13 protein-coding genes are annotated in these 14,636 nt (G+C 52.3%); 5 read left to right on the forward strand and 8 right to left on the reverse strand.

Annotated features, from left to right (window positions below):
• Positions 1-90: 90 nt before the first annotated feature.
• Positions 91-1,638, reverse strand: coding sequence for an NAD(P)/FAD-dependent oxidoreductase (locus ABD843_RS09515; RefSeq protein ID WP_345082094.1), 1,548 nt, complete (start codon positions 1,636-1,638; stop codon positions 91-93).
• 25 nt (positions 1,639-1,663) lie between these two features.
• A complete protein-coding gene (locus tag ABD843_RS09520; RefSeq protein ID WP_345082097.1) occupies positions 1,664-2,035 on the reverse strand; it encodes a hypothetical protein in 372 nt (123 codons plus the stop codon).
• Between the two features lie 119 nt (positions 2,036-2,154).
• Here ABD843_RS09520 and ABD843_RS09525 point away from each other — a divergent pair, with 119 nt between their 5' ends.
• From ABD843_RS09525 to ABD843_RS09545, 5 genes are all read left to right on the forward strand, one after another.
• Positions 2,155-4,443, forward strand: coding sequence for a tetratricopeptide repeat protein (locus ABD843_RS09525; RefSeq protein ID WP_345082100.1), 2,289 nt, complete (start codon positions 2,155-2,157; stop codon positions 4,441-4,443).
• 5 nt (positions 4,444-4,448) lie between these two features.
• Entirely contained in the window at positions 4,449-5,594 is a 1,146-nt protein-coding gene (locus ABD843_RS09530) for an acyloxyacyl hydrolase (protein WP_345082103.1), read from the forward strand.
• A 70-nt stretch (positions 5,595-5,664) separates the two neighbouring features.
• Positions 5,665-6,741, forward strand: coding sequence for a hypothetical protein (locus tag ABD843_RS09535; protein ID WP_345082106.1), 1,077 nt, complete (start codon positions 5,665-5,667; stop codon positions 6,739-6,741).
• Between the two features lie 72 nt (positions 6,742-6,813).
• Complete coding sequence (locus tag ABD843_RS09540) at positions 6,814-8,154, forward strand: hypothetical protein (RefSeq protein ID WP_345082109.1); 1,341 nt, start codon at positions 6,814-6,816, stop codon at positions 8,152-8,154.
• Between the two features lie 312 nt (positions 8,155-8,466).
• Positions 8,467-9,057, forward strand: coding sequence for a hypothetical protein (locus tag ABD843_RS09545; protein ID WP_345082112.1), 591 nt, complete (start codon positions 8,467-8,469; stop codon positions 9,055-9,057).
• Positions 9,058-9,156: 99 nt separating this feature from the next.
• Here ABD843_RS09545 and ABD843_RS09550 read toward each other — a convergent pair whose 3' ends face one another.
• The 6 genes from ABD843_RS09550 to ABD843_RS09575 form a co-directional block, all read right to left on the reverse strand.
• A complete protein-coding gene (locus ABD843_RS09550) occupies positions 9,157-10,227 on the reverse strand; it encodes a hypothetical protein (protein ID WP_345082114.1) in 1,071 nt (356 codons plus the stop codon).
• Between the two features lie 514 nt (positions 10,228-10,741).
• Positions 10,742-11,293, reverse strand: coding sequence for a translation initiation factor IF-3 (gene infC / locus ABD843_RS09555; RefSeq protein WP_345082117.1), 552 nt, complete (start codon positions 11,291-11,293; stop codon positions 10,742-10,744).
• A gap of 129 nt (positions 11,294-11,422) precedes the next feature.
• The gene (gene thrS, locus ABD843_RS09560; protein WP_345082120.1) at positions 11,423-13,369 is read right to left on the reverse strand and encodes a threonine--tRNA ligase; all 1,947 of its coding nucleotides are present in this window, start codon (positions 13,367-13,369) and stop codon (positions 11,423-11,425) included.
• A gap of 108 nt (positions 13,370-13,477) precedes the next feature.
• Complete coding sequence (locus tag ABD843_RS09565) at positions 13,478-13,786, reverse strand: nucleotidyltransferase domain-containing protein (RefSeq protein ID WP_345082123.1); 309 nt, start codon at positions 13,784-13,786, stop codon at positions 13,478-13,480.
• A complete protein-coding gene (locus ABD843_RS09570) occupies positions 13,783-14,214 on the reverse strand; it encodes a nucleotidyltransferase substrate binding protein (RefSeq protein WP_345082126.1) in 432 nt (143 codons plus the stop codon). Before ABD843_RS09570 ends, ABD843_RS09565 begins: the two co-directional genes overlap by 4 nt.
• A 66-nt stretch (positions 14,215-14,280) precedes the next feature.
• Positions 14,281-14,619 carry a translation initiation factor gene (locus tag ABD843_RS09575; RefSeq protein ID WP_345082129.1) on the reverse strand — a complete coding sequence of 113 codons (339 nt, stop codon included), beginning with the start codon at positions 14,617-14,619 and terminating at the stop codon, positions 14,281-14,283.
• Positions 14,620-14,636: the final 17 nt, after the last annotated feature.

The raw sequence follows: 14,636 nt of genomic DNA on the forward strand, positions 1-14,636 counted from the left end.
AGGTGTCGATAATTTAATTGACGGTAAATTAATGAAACTTTAGGCGTTTTGAAGCCTGTGATATTATGGCGTGTTCCGAACAGCTAAGCTCTATGCTACACACATCTCCGCGCATCTTTCGCCATCTATGGCCGCCGATACTATGCCGCCTGCATAGCCTGCTCCCTCGGCACAGGGGTAGAGGCCCTTTATCTGCACATGCTGCAGTGTATCCTTGTGGCGGGGTATGCGCACCGGCGAGCTGGTACGGCTCTCTGTGGCCACCAGTACTGCCTCTTCTGTATAGTAGCCCTTCATTTTTTTGCCAAAGGTCAGCACTGCTTTTTTCAGGGCGGCGCTTACTTCCCGGGGCAGTACCTCGGCCAGCGGGGCGCTGTGTATGCCGGGCAGGTAAGAGCAATCGGGCAGGGTCTTGGATAGCCTGCCGGTGGCAAAGTCGGTCATGCGCTGGGCCGGGGCCACCAGCCTGCCACCACCTGCGCGGAAGGATGCACGCTCTACCATCTGCTGGTATTGCATGGCCGCCAGCGGGCCTTTGAATTTGTATGCATCGAAGTCGCGCTCATCTACTGCCACTACCGTGCCCGAGTTGGCATAGGGGTTGTTGCGTTTCGATGGGCTCCATCCGTTCACCACCAGTTCTCCCGGTGCAGTGGCGGCCGGGGCTATGATACCACCCGGGCACATGCAGAACGAGAACACGCCGCGCCCGTTCTCCTGTGTCACCAGCGAATAGCTGGCAGGTGGCAGAAAGGGATCGCGTATGGTGCAGTGGTAACGGGCAGTATCTACCAGCGATTGCGGATGCTCTATGCGCACACCCAGTGCAAAGGGCTTGGCTTCTATGAGTATGTTCCTGCGGTGCAGCAGCTCGAAGATGTCCCTGGCAGAGTGGCCTGTGGCCAGTATCACCTTATCGCAGGTGATGGTGTCGCCGGTATGCAGTTTTACGCCCTTTATGGTATCGCCGTTCAGCAGCAGGTCGGTAAGGCGGGTGTCGAAGCGTACCTCGCCGCCGCAGGCTATTATCTGCTGCCGCATGGCTGTTATTATCTGCGGCAGCTTGTTGGTGCCTATATGCGGGTGCGCATCGAAGAGTATATCCTCCTCGGTGCCAAAGTGATGAAAGAGCTGCAGTATGCGCTGCACATTGCCGCGCTTGGTAGACCGGGTGTAGAGCTTGCCATCGCTATAGGTGCCTGCACCGCCCTCGCCAAAGCAGTAGTTCGACTCAGGGTTCACCACGCCCTCCTTGTTGATGGCAGCAAGGTCGCGGCGGCGGCTGCGCACATCCTTGCCACGCTCTATGATGATGGGTTTGCGCCCCAACGCTATCAGCCGCAGTGCCGCGAACAGGCCCGCAGGCCCTGCGCCCACTATCACTATATGCGGGGCATTGCTCACGTTCTGCAGTTCGGGGTCGAAGGGTGTGGCCTCCGGAACCTTACCATCTATATACACCTCTAGCTGCAATATATACCGCGCCTGGCGCGACCGCGCGTCTATAGAGCGTTTCTCTATGCGGTAGCCGGTCACACGTTTTGTGGTCACACCGCATTCCTCTGCCGCAATGCGTTTTATGGCCCTTTCATCAAAGGCATCGGCAGGGGAAACAAGTATGGAAACGGTCTTTGTCATGAAGTATGCGGGCCACAATGGTGTATCACAAGTGCGGGTTGTGGCTGTCGAAGCTCATTTTCAGGTAGCTGAAGGCCAAAATGAGGGAGGCGGCTATGCTGACAACGCCCAGAGCCGTCATGGTGCCTATGAAGGCATCGAACCCTACCTTGCCACCCCACGACAGGAAATACAATGTGCCGAATATGGATGCAGGAAGTAATATGATGCCCACTACCAGGTTGGTCATACGGTGGTTGTAGTATGCCTGTACGCAGAATATGGCGAATGTGAACAAAGCGGTATAATTCAGTGTATGGCTCTCGTACAGCGCCACCACGAACCATGCCAGCGACAGCAGCAGGAAAAAGCCGTAGGCGGCATAGACGAATTTGCGGTAGGTGAGCTTTTTCAGCATAGTACAAAGGTAAATAAAAAGCCCCGTGTGGTCATCTATGTCCTATAGCGGTCCCTGCGCTTTTGACAATATGCTATATGCGCTCTATTTTTGACATTAGTTGACATACATTCGCATCAATGGCAAACAGACCGAATAAGAAGACCAACAGCCAGCCAGTCCCACGGCCGCAACAACCGGCGCCACGCCCGGCCGCTGCTGCCCCTGTGGCGGCTGCTACGGCCCCGGGCAAAGACCTGTTCTCTATACGCAACCTGTGCATCATACTGGGCCTGGTATCGTTCGCGGTATATTTCAATACCATATGGAACGGCTTTGTGATGGATGATGTGATGGTGCTGAAGGAGAACCGCATGGTGCTGAAGGGCGCCAGCGCCATACCCGAGCTGCTCACCACCCCGCACATGCGTGGCTACCTCATTATCCCAAACGACCTGTACCGCCCGCTTTCGCTGGTCATGTTCGCGCTGGAGTATAGCCTGTTCGGCCTGTCGCCTGCCATGCACCACTTGTTCAATATCCTCACTTTCGCCGGTTGCAGCATCATGCTGTTCATCTTCCTGCACAAGTTCTTCGATGGTAAAAGGGTTGCGCTGGCTTTTATCTCTGCCCTCATTTTTGCCGTTCATCCCGTACATACCGAGGTAGTGGCCAACATCAAGAGCCGCGACGAGCTTATGTGCTTCTTCTTTGCCTTCTGGTCTTTGAATGTGTATATGAACTATATGCGCGATGGCAAGATATTGCAACTGCTGCTGGGGGCTTTCCTGTTCTACCTTTCCATCATATCGAAGGAGACGGTCATAGCCTTCGTGGGGGTGATACCCGTGCTGTTCTTCATTTATAAGAACGATGATAAGAAGCGTGCCATGCTCATTACGGCGGCTACCCTTGTGGCCTTCGGTATATTCATGGGGGTACGCTCATCGGTGCTCAATGCCTACGATGCCAATAACCCCGCTGCCAATGTAGAGTTCATAGACAATGCCCTCTCGGGCGCGCCCGATATGCCTCTTACGGCCGTGCAGGTCTTTACTACCAAGATGGTAGTGATGGGGCATTACCTGAAGCTCATGTTCCTGCCCTATCCGCTGGTGAGCACTTATTCCTACAATGCCATACCCTTTGCCGACCTTGCCGATATCCGTTTCTGGGCATCGCTGCTGGTATATGGTGCGCTCATTTATTTCATGGTCACCCGTTTCATAAAGGATAGGAAAGATCCCTGGGCATTTGCCATCATGCTATACCTGGCCACTATATTCCTGTTCTCCAACTTCCCCTTCCTTATGGGTGCCGAGCTGGCAGAGCGTTTCGCTTTCTTTGCCTCGGCAGGTACCTGCCTGCTCATAGGGCTGGCCATAGAGCGCTGGATAATAAAGGGCATTGCCAACGATGTGAGCCAGCTAAAGACCGGCAAGGTGCTGGCCATACTGGCGCCCCTGTGCCTGCTGTACGGTGGCTGGGCCGCCGCGCGTAATGCCGAGTGGAAGGACAATGTGACCCTTTACAAGGCCGATGTGCAGCGAGCGCCCAACGACTGCCGCCTGTACCACAATGTAGGATCGGCACTGGCAGAGGAGGAGTATGAGAAAGAGCCCGACTCGCTGAAAAAGAGAGCGATAGACGACGAAGCCATAGGCTACCTGCGCAAGGGTGCCGAGATATACCCCGGCTATGCCGACCTGTATGTGGAGATAGGCCGTATATACGACCGCCAGAAACGGTACGACTCTGCCATAAAATACAACTCTATGGCGCTGAAGATGAACCCTACCAACTTCACTGCCAACAATAATATGGGTAGTGCGCTGCTGACCGCAGGCCGTTACCGCGATGCCATACCTTACTTCCAACTGGCATTGCAATACAACCCTACTTTCAAGTATGCTTACCTGAACATGGCACGCTGCTACCAGCAGTTGCAGCGATTCGATTCGTCACTTATAAACTTCCGCCACATGCTGGAGTTCGAGCCGCAGAACATAGACCTGTACACAGAGATAGGTACGGCGCACTTCATGATGCAGAACTATGACTCTGCCAACTACTACTACCAGTTGGTGATGAAGCAGAAACCCGAAGACCCCAATATAGTGAACAACATAGGCGCCGTACTGCTGAACCAGAAGAAGTATGCCGAGGCCATACCTTACTTCCAGAAGGCGGTGGCCATGAGCCCCGGCTACTTCAATGCTTATACCAACCTGGCGAGGTCTTATTACTTCGCAGGCCAGTACCAGGCGGCCATAGAGACCATCAATAAGGAGATACAGATAGACCAGCAGCAGTCTATAAAGGATATACCATACATAGCCCTCTCTTACCAGAAACTGGGCAATATGGCCGAGGCCAAACGCTACGAGGCCATATCCAGGCAGTATTGGTCCAACTTCAAGCTAGAGTAATGGCCATGTTCAGGTATTTTCTTACCCTCATATCAGTATGTGTGGTGACAGGGGTATATGCCGGGGATACGGTATCTGCGCCTGCATCATTGCCGCCCAGGAAAGGTGGCGTGGGGCTGGAGGTGAACCTTATAAGCGGGCGCATCATTCGCCACTCTGCCAGCTTCACAGCGCCCGTACCTGCTATGTCCTACGCGCTGGATGTGAACATAGTATGGCAGAGCTATGGCCAGAAGCCCTGGCAGCAGCCACTGGGTTACCCACTATATGGCGCGGGCATCACCCTTACAGACTATCGCAGCCCCCGGATATTCGGCAAATGCGCAGGAATATATCCCTATGTGCAGATACCACTGGTAAGGGTAGGCCAGTTCGAATGGACGTTCCGTTTCGGGGTGGGGGTGGCCTATGTGACCAAGCGCTACAGCCTGGGCCCTGATATAGATACCATCAATACTGCGGTGAGCACGCATGTGAACGCCTTTGCCTGCTTGTATACCGACCTTCGCTACCGCCTGAACGAGCAACTGGACCTACAGGCCGGTGGCAACCTCACGCACATCTCTAACGCCCTATACCGCGAGCCCAACCTGGGTGTGAACATGGTGGGGGCGCATGTGGGTATCCGTTATTTCCCCGGCACATCATCGCCCGACCGTATAATGCGCAAGATGCCGCCCGTGCGCAAGCGCTGGCTAGCCGAGGCGCGTGTGGGTATATCGCACAAGGAAGCGCGTGCCGAGGGCAGCCCTGTGAAGGCCGCCTATATAGGCGCACTATCGGTAAGCAGGCGTGTGAACGGGCACAACAAGGTATTTGCAGGCATAGATGCGGCCTATCATAAAGATGTATTGGCTTTTCTCATAAACTATGGCATAGAGATAGGTCACGAGAAAAAACATTCCTGGGATGGGGGCTTTTTCGTAGGCGATGAGTTCATAGTGGGCAGACTGGGCCTGATGGCGGCGGTAGGGGTGTACTACCGGCAGACCTTCCTCGATTTCGACCCCATATACCAGAGAATGGGGGGGAAATATTACATCCTCACCCGCGAGCGCGGACCCGTGAAGGAATTGTTCCTCTCTGCCCTGCTGAACACGCATGGCGTGGTAGCCGAATATGCCGAGTTCGGTATGGGAGTGAGTTTTTGATGCCACAGAGGCTCTGTTACTTCTATAGGAGGGCTCTGGCTAAATGAGATAAAATTTACTACTTTTGTTCATGACCTTCTTTAATATGCGTAGCGGTAAACGATCACTGAAAGCACTGGGCCTGTTGGCGGTAGCGGCAAGTATATGTGGCCAGGCAAGTGCACAGATATCTTTTGCCGATGCCGGAAGAAGAGGGTCCGTTTACCTGAGCGTAGGTAATGGTTCGCCCTCGCACAAGCCATCTACCATCAGTATAGTGCAGGGTACGCCGGGCAATATCAGCAATTACAAGCTCAGCAATGTAGAGGGAGATAACAGTACCACCAAGGCCATCAGCGGCATTTACAATTACAATATACGCCTGGGCTATTTCTTCGATTACAACCAGAACTATGCTTTCGAGCTCTGCTTCGATCCTGTGAAATACCATGTGTCCGAAGGGCAGATAGTGAACATGACCGGCACGCGCGAGAATAAGGATATAGATACTTCCTTTGCCTTCTCGCCTGCCAATGGCTACTTCTACAATATAGATGGCGCCAACTTCCTGTCGGTGAACCTGGTGAGGCGCATACAGATATACCAGATAAAGAGCCATAATGTGCGCATAGACGGCCTGGCCAAGGTGGGTATAGGCCCCTGTATGCCGCACACATACAGCAGCATAGCCGGGAAGGAGATAGAGAGGCCATCCTTTCAGTGGGGTGGCTGGAATGCCGGTGGCGAGGCCGCACTCAGACTCACCCTTATGCGCCATATATTCCTCGAGGCATCTTACAAATACTCTTACGCTTCTTACAAGGATATAGCGGTATACAATGGCACCGCTGCGCAAAAGCTGGTAACATCGCAAATGGTGTTCAGCCTGGGCTACTGGTTCTCTACTACAAAGCACAACCCGCTTTTCGAGAAGCCCGATAACAGGCCTGCGCCGCTCACCATCAAGCCCATCTATCCGCCCGACCCGGAAGAGGATTCGAAGAAGATGATGCAGGGCCAGCCTATGATGAAGGCCCCGGCCGCTCCGGCACAGCCTGTTGTACCTACTGAGCCTGCGCCTGCACCTACAGAACCCGCACCCGGCGAACCTACCCCCACGCCCGATGCACCACCTGCCCCGGCTCCCGAACCTGAACCCGGAAAATAATAGCCTGAACATTATTGTGTCTTCACTGCTTTTTTAACAAAGCTGTAGTGAATTACTGCATATCCTTGCCGCATGAAACACGTTCTACTATCCATATTGGCTGCAACAACGGTAGCTGCGCAGCTCTCTGCCCAGGATGCCCCGCAAAAGAAAGCCATCAATGAGCTGAGGCTGGACCTGACCGAAGACGGATCGAAGTACATAAAGGCCACCCTGCTGAACCAGACATGGGTGCGCTGGAACCAGAGCAACCCCGGTACCACTGTGAATGGAGACCCCAAGGACAATACATTCGATATAGGGCTGCGCCGTACACGCATGCAGCTATATGGCCAGTTGTCCGATCATACCTTTTTTTATGCCCAGTTCGGCATGAACAATTTCAACTTCCTGTCGCAGAACGCAGGCAACCGCAAGCTGCAGCCCTTCTTTCACGATGTGCTGGGCGAATACAAGGTCTTTAAGGACAACGACAAGCTGAAGATAGGCGGCGGCCTTACCATAGTCACCGGCCTTAGCCGCTTTACGCAGCCCAGCATATCTTCTATACTCACTACCGATGTGCCCGTTTTCCTGCAGTCTACCGTAGACCAGACGGACGAGTTCGCACGCAAGCTGGCCGTATATGCGCGCGGCCAGGTAGGAAAGATAGATTACCGTGTGGCCATATCGGACCCCTTCCCTATACAGACCAACGGGCAGGCCGTGCCTACCCCGGGCGCCGATGCCACCTTCACCACCTTTGGGCATAGCTACCAGTACTCGGGCATGTTCATCTACAATATACTGGACAAGGAACCGCATACCACGCCCTACCTGGCAGGTACCTACCTTGGCGAAAAAAAGATACTGAACATAGAGGCGGGCGCCATATACCACCCCAATGCCACCTGGACGGTCATAGGGGCCGATACCGCCTTTCACAATATGCTGCACTATGGGCTGGCCGTATATGCCGATATGCCCCTGCAGAACAACAAGTATGCCTTATCGGCCTATGCGGGCTATTTCTTTACCGATTATGGTCCTAACTACCTGCGCAACAGCGGCCAGATGAACCCTGCCAACGGTACCACCAGCACTACCCTGGCCAGTGGCTTTGGGAACTCGTATCCCATGTTCGGTACGGGAAGCAATATATACATGCAGGCAGGCCTGCGCCTGCCCAACGATCTGCTGGGCGATGCCGGTACACTGCTGCCCTATGTGTCTTACCGCACTTCTTCTTTCGATAAGCTGGACGACCCTATGAGCGTATACGATGCCGGAGTGAACTGGCTCATAGACAAGCACCGTTCCAAGATATCGCTCAACTACCAGCTTCGTCCGGTGTTCCGCAGGCAGACCAATGGCGATATCACTCATACCGTCAATGCCAGTTCGGCATGGGTGCAATACCAGGTGTATTTCTAGGTCACCGACCTTGGTCTAATACCAATTAGACAATGAAAACAGGCATGGTTTTTTGGCCCCTCCCGAACCTCCCCAAAGGGGAGGAGGTGAACTATGAGCGCTATAACGTGAAATTTTCCTGTGCCGAATTTTGAAGTCAAATTGGTATAATATATTATGGCGCACCTGTGGTGCGCCTTTTTTATGTGCCTGTTGGTAAGGTTCAATAAAATGTTAATGTATCTAGATGTATGCGCCTTGTTAACATATCTGCGCGTATATGGGTCGTAACTTTGATACAGACGTTATCATTCACACTTAAAACCTCATACTATGGCAAACGATCAGATAATACGAGAAGGCGGCTTCAATGCCGACCGCGGATTGCTCACTGTTATGTTCCCCGACAAAGAAAGTGCGGAAAAAGCATTCAACTTCCTGCTGGAAAAAGGCCATGCCCGCGAGGATATTACCCTGGCCATGTCTGAAGAGACACGCACCAGGTACTACCCGCCGGTAAAAGAAGTACCCACTACCGACTCTACCAATATAGTGCTGAAAGATGCCGCCATAGGCGGCGCTATAGGCGCGGGTATAGTAGGCGCCATAGCTGCCGTGGTAGCAGTAGGCACTACCATTCTCATACCCGGTATGGGCTTCATAATAGCGGGGCCGCTGGCTGCGGGGCTCACCGGTGCAGGCGCAGGTGGCATTACCGGCAGCATAGTAGGTGCGCTGGTGGGTGCAGGTATACCCGAGTCGCACGCGGTGATATATAAGGAAGGTATAGAAAGCGGCCGCATAATCATGAGCTTTCACCCAAGGCCCGATGAAGATATAGCCATGCTGGAGCGCCATTGGAAAGAGCAGGGAGGCGTAGTAGTATCGTGGCCCGGCAATTATCCGTTCGTAGGCGCTATCTAGCCTTACAGGCCCTATAGGAATTCATAACTGTGAATAAAGTAGCGGGGCGCATTCTGATGAATGCGCCCCGCTCTATTTTAAACCTTTTAGCTTTCTGGTTTAGTACTCCGTACCCTTATAGAACACGCGGAACATGTTCTGCCCCATCTGGTACATCAATACATCATAGTTCAGCTGCCAGTTGGTCAGCTCGGCATTGGTCACATCGTAGGTCTCGCCTTCAGAGAAGAGGCGCAGGGTATTGCCATAGTTCACATAGGCCAGTGAGTTGTACTGTATAACCATATTGTTCGGGTAGTAGTTGTCTATGGTGCTCACATCGCCTTTGTAGAATACCTTCAGGTAGTTGCTCTGGTCTTTGAAGGCCACTATATTGTCTACCACCTGGTAGTTGCCACTCATAAAGCCCATAGAGCGTGCGCTATCGTCGTAGAATACTTTGAAGTAGCCATCGGCCGTAAGGTAGGCCACTACATTGTCGCCCACCTTGTATGACTTGGGGGGGAAATCATCCAGCACAAATGTCCTGCCGCTGTGGAATACCTTGAACTTGCGGTCTATATCTACATAGGCCACGGTATTGCGTCCTACCTCGAAGCCGCTTACGGGGTAATCTTCCTGCGCTATGAGCTCGCCCAGGTAAAAGATGCGGAACTGGTTGGCAAAGTTGTTGTAGGCCACTATGTTGTCCGTTACCCTTATACTGGCCAGGCTGCTATCGGAGAAATAGCCCTCTATGTTGTAGGTCTTGCCCTTGTAATAGGCTTTGTAGGCGCCTTTATAACTATCGAGGAAGAATACCACGCTATCGGCCACAAAGTATTGGTCGCACACGGCGGTCAGGTTCTTTACCTCGCCGTTCTCGAAGACGTTCAGCGACTTCTGGTTCAGGAATACCACCAGGTTGTCGGTAGCATAGTAGTTGTTGGTAAAGCCTATGTTCACCGGGGTCACCCTGTTATTGGCATATACCTTGAACGAGCGGGAGTTGTCCAGGTAGGGTATGGCGCTGCGGCCTATCTTCATGCTGGTAGGCGCCAGGAAGTCTATTTTGCGTATCATGCCTTTGTCCCATACCATTACCTGGTTCTGGTTGTCGACATAAGAGGCAAGCTGTGCACTGGCACATAGGGAAAGGGTAAGCATCAAGCCCAGGAACAATGACCGCATTCTGTGAACTATTTCGGTGTAATTTATGAATTTCCCCGCATTCGCGGTGCGCGGGCGGGGTATATGTTCGCCGTGAATGCTGCGATATAAGCAACATACCTGTACTGTAAGTGACAATGAGTGAAGCGAATAGCAGGGTATATGCGGGGTAGAGGTATGTGCAAAAAAAAGCCAGCCTGAGAACAGGCCAGCCCCTATAAACCCTATCACTATGAAAACTTGTGCAAAGTTACGGACGATCGGGATATTTGCAAATAAATTTTTTTATTTTTTAAAACACATATTACCAATACCTGTACCCCGGGGCATGATAGGGAAGAGCAGGGGCAAAAAAAGCCAGCCTGAGAACAGGCCAGCCCCTATAAACCCTATCACCATGAAAACTTCTTTATCTATATAAAAGTAGAAAGTTCAAGCGTTTGTTAGGCAAATATAACATTCTGCCATCTTTTTTACAACTTTCGGAGGACGTTTTTTACATACATATTACTGCCCTCCACAGTATCACTATGTGTTATTTTTTCTTCTTCGGAGAGAACATGGCCAGCATCCTTCGTCCTTCCATCTTTGGCATAGACTCCAGCGCTCCATATTCGGCCATACGCTCTGCGAATTTCAGCAGCAGCAGCTCGCCCCTTTCCTGGAACATGATAGCGCGGCCTTTGAACTGCACATAGCATTTCACCTTGTTACCGTCCTGCAGAAACTTCTCGGCATGTTTTGCCTTGAAGTCGAAGTCATGATCGTCGGTATTGGGTGTGAAGCGTATCTCTTTTACTTCCGATTGTTTGGCCTTTGCCTTCTGTTCCTTGTCCTTTTTCTTTTTCTCGTACAGGAACTTCTTGTAGTCTATGAGGCGGCATACGGGCGGCACGGCATTGGGCGATATCTCTACAAGGTCCACTTCGCGCGCTATTGCCATTTTTATGGCCTCCGCTATGGGGTATACGCCCGGTTCCATGTCTTCGCCTACTACACGAACTTCCGGCGCTGTTATTTCATTGTTCAGCCTGTGCTCGTTCTGTGGCACTCTTGGCTTATAAAAAGGTTTTGGTCTTTTCTGCATTAACTGCTTTTATGGTTATCAGACAAAATTATACATATTTGTTCGTAAACAGGTATCCCCGATATTTTTTTCAAAAATATTGGGAAAAGTACCGCCTGCCATCCGCAGGCAGTACTTTCTTTATGTGCATCAGTTGCGTTTGCCCCTTAGTTGCTCGGCCACTATGCCGCGTATCTCGGTGCAGAAGTCGTCTATGCTCACAGCGCCCTTGTCGCCCTCGCCATGCTTGCGCACCGATACGGTACCCTCTGCGGCTTCTTTCTCGCCTACTATCAGCATGTATGGGGTCTTCATCAACTCTGTGTCGCGTATCTTGCGGCCTATCTTCTCGCTGCGCTCGTCCAGCTCTGCACGTATGTCTGCGGCTTTCAGCTTTGCGGCCACGCTGTGTGCATATTCGCTGTATTTGTCGCTTATGGGCAGTATCATCACCTGCAGCGGGGCCAGCCACAGCGGCAGGTTGCCGCCGCAGTGCTCCAGCAGCACGGCTATGAAGCGCTCCATGCTGCCGAATGGCGCACGGTGTATCATCACAGGGCGTTTGCGGGTATTGTCCACATCCACATATTCCAGCTCGAAGCGCTCCGGCAGGTTATAGTCTACCTGTATGGTGCCTAGCTGCCATTTGCGGCCTATCGCGTCGCGTACCATGAAGTCGAGCTTAGGGCCGTAGAAGGCCGCTTCGCCATATTCTGTCACGGTCTTCAGGCCTTTGTCGCGCGCGGCATCTATGATGGCCTGCTCTGCTATAGCCCAGTTCTCATCGCTGCCTATGTACTTACTGCGGTCTTCCTGGTCGCGTAGCGATATCTGTGCGGTATACTCTGTAAAGCCCAATGATTCGAACACATATAGCACGAGGTCTATCACTTTCTTGAACTCGTTCAGCACCTGCTCGGGCATACAGAAGAGGTGGGCATCATCTTGCGTGAAGCCGCGCACGCGGGTAAGGCCGTGCAGCTCGCCGCGCTGCTCGTAGCGGTACACAGTGCCGAACTCGGCCAGGCGCAGCGGCAGGTCTTTGTAAGACCTTGGCGACGACTTGTATATCTCGCAGTGGTGCGGACAGTTCATCGGTTTCAGCATGAACTCCTCGCCCTCCTGCGGTGTGCTTATGGGGCGGAAGCTGTCCTTTCCATACTTCTCCCAGTGGCCCGATGTGACATAGAGCTGCTTGCTGCCTATATGTGGTGTCATCACCGGCAGGTAGCCGGTCTCTATCTGTGCCCTTTGCAGGAATTGCTGCAGCCTTTCGCGCAGCATAGCGCCCTTGGGCAGCCACATGGGCAGGCCGCTGCCTACCTTCTCTGAGAAGGTGAACAGTTCCAGCTCTTTGCCCAGCTTGCGGTGGTCGCGTTTCTTGGCCTCTTCCAGCAGCACCAGGTATTCGTCCAGCTCTTTCTGCTGCGGAAAGGTGATGCCATATATGCGGGTGAGCATCTTGTTCTTCTCATTGCCACGCCAGTAGGCGCCCGCTATATTGGTGAGCTTCACGGCCTTTATGGCGCCGGTACTGGGTATGTGCGGGCCACGGCAGAGGTCGGTGAAATTGCCCTGTGTGTAGAAGGTGATGCTGCCATCCTCCAGTCCTTCCAGCAGTTCCAGCTTGTACTGGTCGCCCTTTTCGGTAAAGTAGGCTATGGCCTTGTCCTTAGGCATATCCTGCCTTACATAGGCGCTGTTGGTCTTGGCCAGTTCCTTCATCTTGTCTTCTATCTTCTTCAGGTCCTCGTCGCCAATGGTGCGGTCGCCGAGGTCTATATCGTAATAGAAGCCGCTCTCTATGGCAGGTCCTATACCGAATTTCGTACCGGGATAGAGTGCCTCCAGAGCCTCGGCCATCAGGTGTGCGCTAGAGTGCCAGAATGTGCTCTTGGCATTCGTGTCGTCCCACGTCAGCAGGCGCAGCGTAGCGTCGTTGTTAATAGGGCGGGCGGTATCCCATACCTCGCCGTTCACCTCAGCCGCCATCACTTTGCGTGCAAGGCCCTCGCTGATGGATCGTGCTACCTCTCCAGAGGTAGTTCCTGCGGCATACTCTCTTACAGAGCCGTCAGGCAGTGTGATCTTTATCATACATGAAAAAATTAACGGCAAAACATACAAACGTTTTGCCGGACACCAAATATAGTAAGTATCGGGAAGATGTGTATGAAATTGTGATGATGCTTTGTGCCGGAGGTGCTACCCTTCTCTTCGGAATAGTACTTTTCCTACCCTGTCCATATGATCTAGTAATGCATTGTCAGTTATAGATGCTATGTTCTGCAGGTCGAAGGAGTATAACATTCCCAGTCGTTCCAGGCTGGTATATATATCCGATATGTCGTTGAAGGTGATACCTTCTCCTGCTATCGCCAGGTCTATATCAGACCCGGCTCTGTATGTCCCCATTGCCCGTGAGCCGAACAATGTCACACAACTCACCTTTGGCATAGTTGCAATGGCCTTCACTATTTGTTCTATATCTTCATCTGGCAATCCGTATCTCATCCTTCGAATATTGTGGTCTGTTTCCCACCTCTCTCTTTTTCGAGCCGTTGCTCTAATGATGTGAGCAGGTCATAATATTCATCCACTATGTTCTGGGCTATTTCATCTGCTGTATCACTATTGTAGGTGTGTGATGTCAGTTCCCGAGACTTTTTCATTCTTCGCCATGCATTCTCTCCCGATATATATCCATCTTTCAATGACCGTTCCAGCACAGGGTTGGGGCCCGCTATATCTAAGTATCCTTTATAGCGCAGCAGGTCTTGCAGGGTCTTCCAGGCCAGTTCGAAGGTATACTCGAAACGTTGGATCATGCCTTCTTTCTCCAGGTCCGAAAGGTCATCTATATTTTCCTGCAGGGCTACTTCACCTAGCTTGGCCAATGCTTTTTTGAAGTTTGAGAACCGCTGTTCCCACCTTATATCCATTTCGCTCATTTATGTGAAGTGTTTTTGTGTTCCAAGATAGAAAAATGGGAAAAGGCAGCATCAGGTCTACCTGGTCTGTATATAGCCCCACTCCTTTAGCCAGGTCACTACTTTTTCGCGGTAGTCGCCCTGTATCAGTATCAGGCCGTCCTTGGCGCTGCCGCCGGCGCCGCATTTGGTCTTTAGCTGCTTGCCCAGCGCTTCCAGATCGTCGGCAGTACCAGTGAAGCCATCCACCAGTGTCACTACTTTGCCTGCACGCTGTTTGGTATCCAGGCGCACACGCAACCTCTGCTTGTCCTTGGGCAGGGTGTCTGTGGCCTCCTCCTGCGGAAAGTCGTTGAAAAAATCCTTATTGGTAGAATAGGCAAGACCATCAGGCCTTGCGGCATGTTTCTTTGACATGGTAGGTATGGTATCTG

Source organism: Nemorincola caseinilytica, assembly GCF_039540515.1.
Lineage (GTDB): Bacteria > Bacteroidota > Bacteroidia > Chitinophagales > Chitinophagaceae > Nemorincola > Nemorincola caseinilytica.

What these genes read in the sequence shown, in the direction of transcription:
- ABD843_RS09515 (WP_345082094.1), bottom strand. Translation starts at nt 1,638, where the DNA reads ATGACAAAGACCGTTTCCATACTTGTTTCCCCTGCCGATGCCTTTGAT.
- ABD843_RS09520 (WP_345082097.1), bottom strand. Translation starts at nt 2,035, where the DNA reads ATGCTGAAAAAGCTCACCTACCGCAAATTCGTCTATGCCGCCTACGGC.
- ABD843_RS09525 (WP_345082100.1), top strand. Translation starts at nt 2,155, where the DNA reads ATGGCAAACAGACCGAATAAGAAGACCAACAGCCAGCCAGTCCCACGG.
- ABD843_RS09530 (WP_345082103.1), top strand. Translation starts at nt 4,449, where the DNA reads ATGTTCAGGTATTTTCTTACCCTCATATCAGTATGTGTGGTGACAGGG.
- ABD843_RS09535 (WP_345082106.1), top strand. Translation starts at nt 5,665, where the DNA reads ATGACCTTCTTTAATATGCGTAGCGGTAAACGATCACTGAAAGCACTG.
- ABD843_RS09540 (WP_345082109.1), top strand. Translation starts at nt 6,814, where the DNA reads ATGAAACACGTTCTACTATCCATATTGGCTGCAACAACGGTAGCTGCG.
- ABD843_RS09545 (WP_345082112.1), top strand. Translation starts at nt 8,467, where the DNA reads ATGGCAAACGATCAGATAATACGAGAAGGCGGCTTCAATGCCGACCGC.
- ABD843_RS09550 (WP_345082114.1), bottom strand. Translation starts at nt 10,227, where the DNA reads ATGCGGTCATTGTTCCTGGGCTTGATGCTTACCCTTTCCCTATGTGCC.
- infC (WP_345082117.1), bottom strand. Translation starts at nt 11,293, where the DNA reads ATGCAGAAAAGACCAAAACCTTTTTATAAGCCAAGAGTGCCACAGAAC.
- thrS (WP_345082120.1), bottom strand. Translation starts at nt 13,369, where the DNA reads ATGATAAAGATCACACTGCCTGACGGCTCTGTAAGAGAGTATGCCGCA.
- ABD843_RS09565 (WP_345082123.1), bottom strand. Translation starts at nt 13,786, where the DNA reads ATGAGATACGGATTGCCAGATGAAGATATAGAACAAATAGTGAAGGCC.
- ABD843_RS09570 (WP_345082126.1), bottom strand. Translation starts at nt 14,214, where the DNA reads ATGGATATAAGGTGGGAACAGCGGTTCTCAAACTTCAAAAAAGCATTG.
- ABD843_RS09575 (WP_345082129.1), bottom strand. Translation starts at nt 14,619, where the DNA reads ATGTCAAAGAAACATGCCGCAAGGCCTGATGGTCTTGCCTATTCTACC.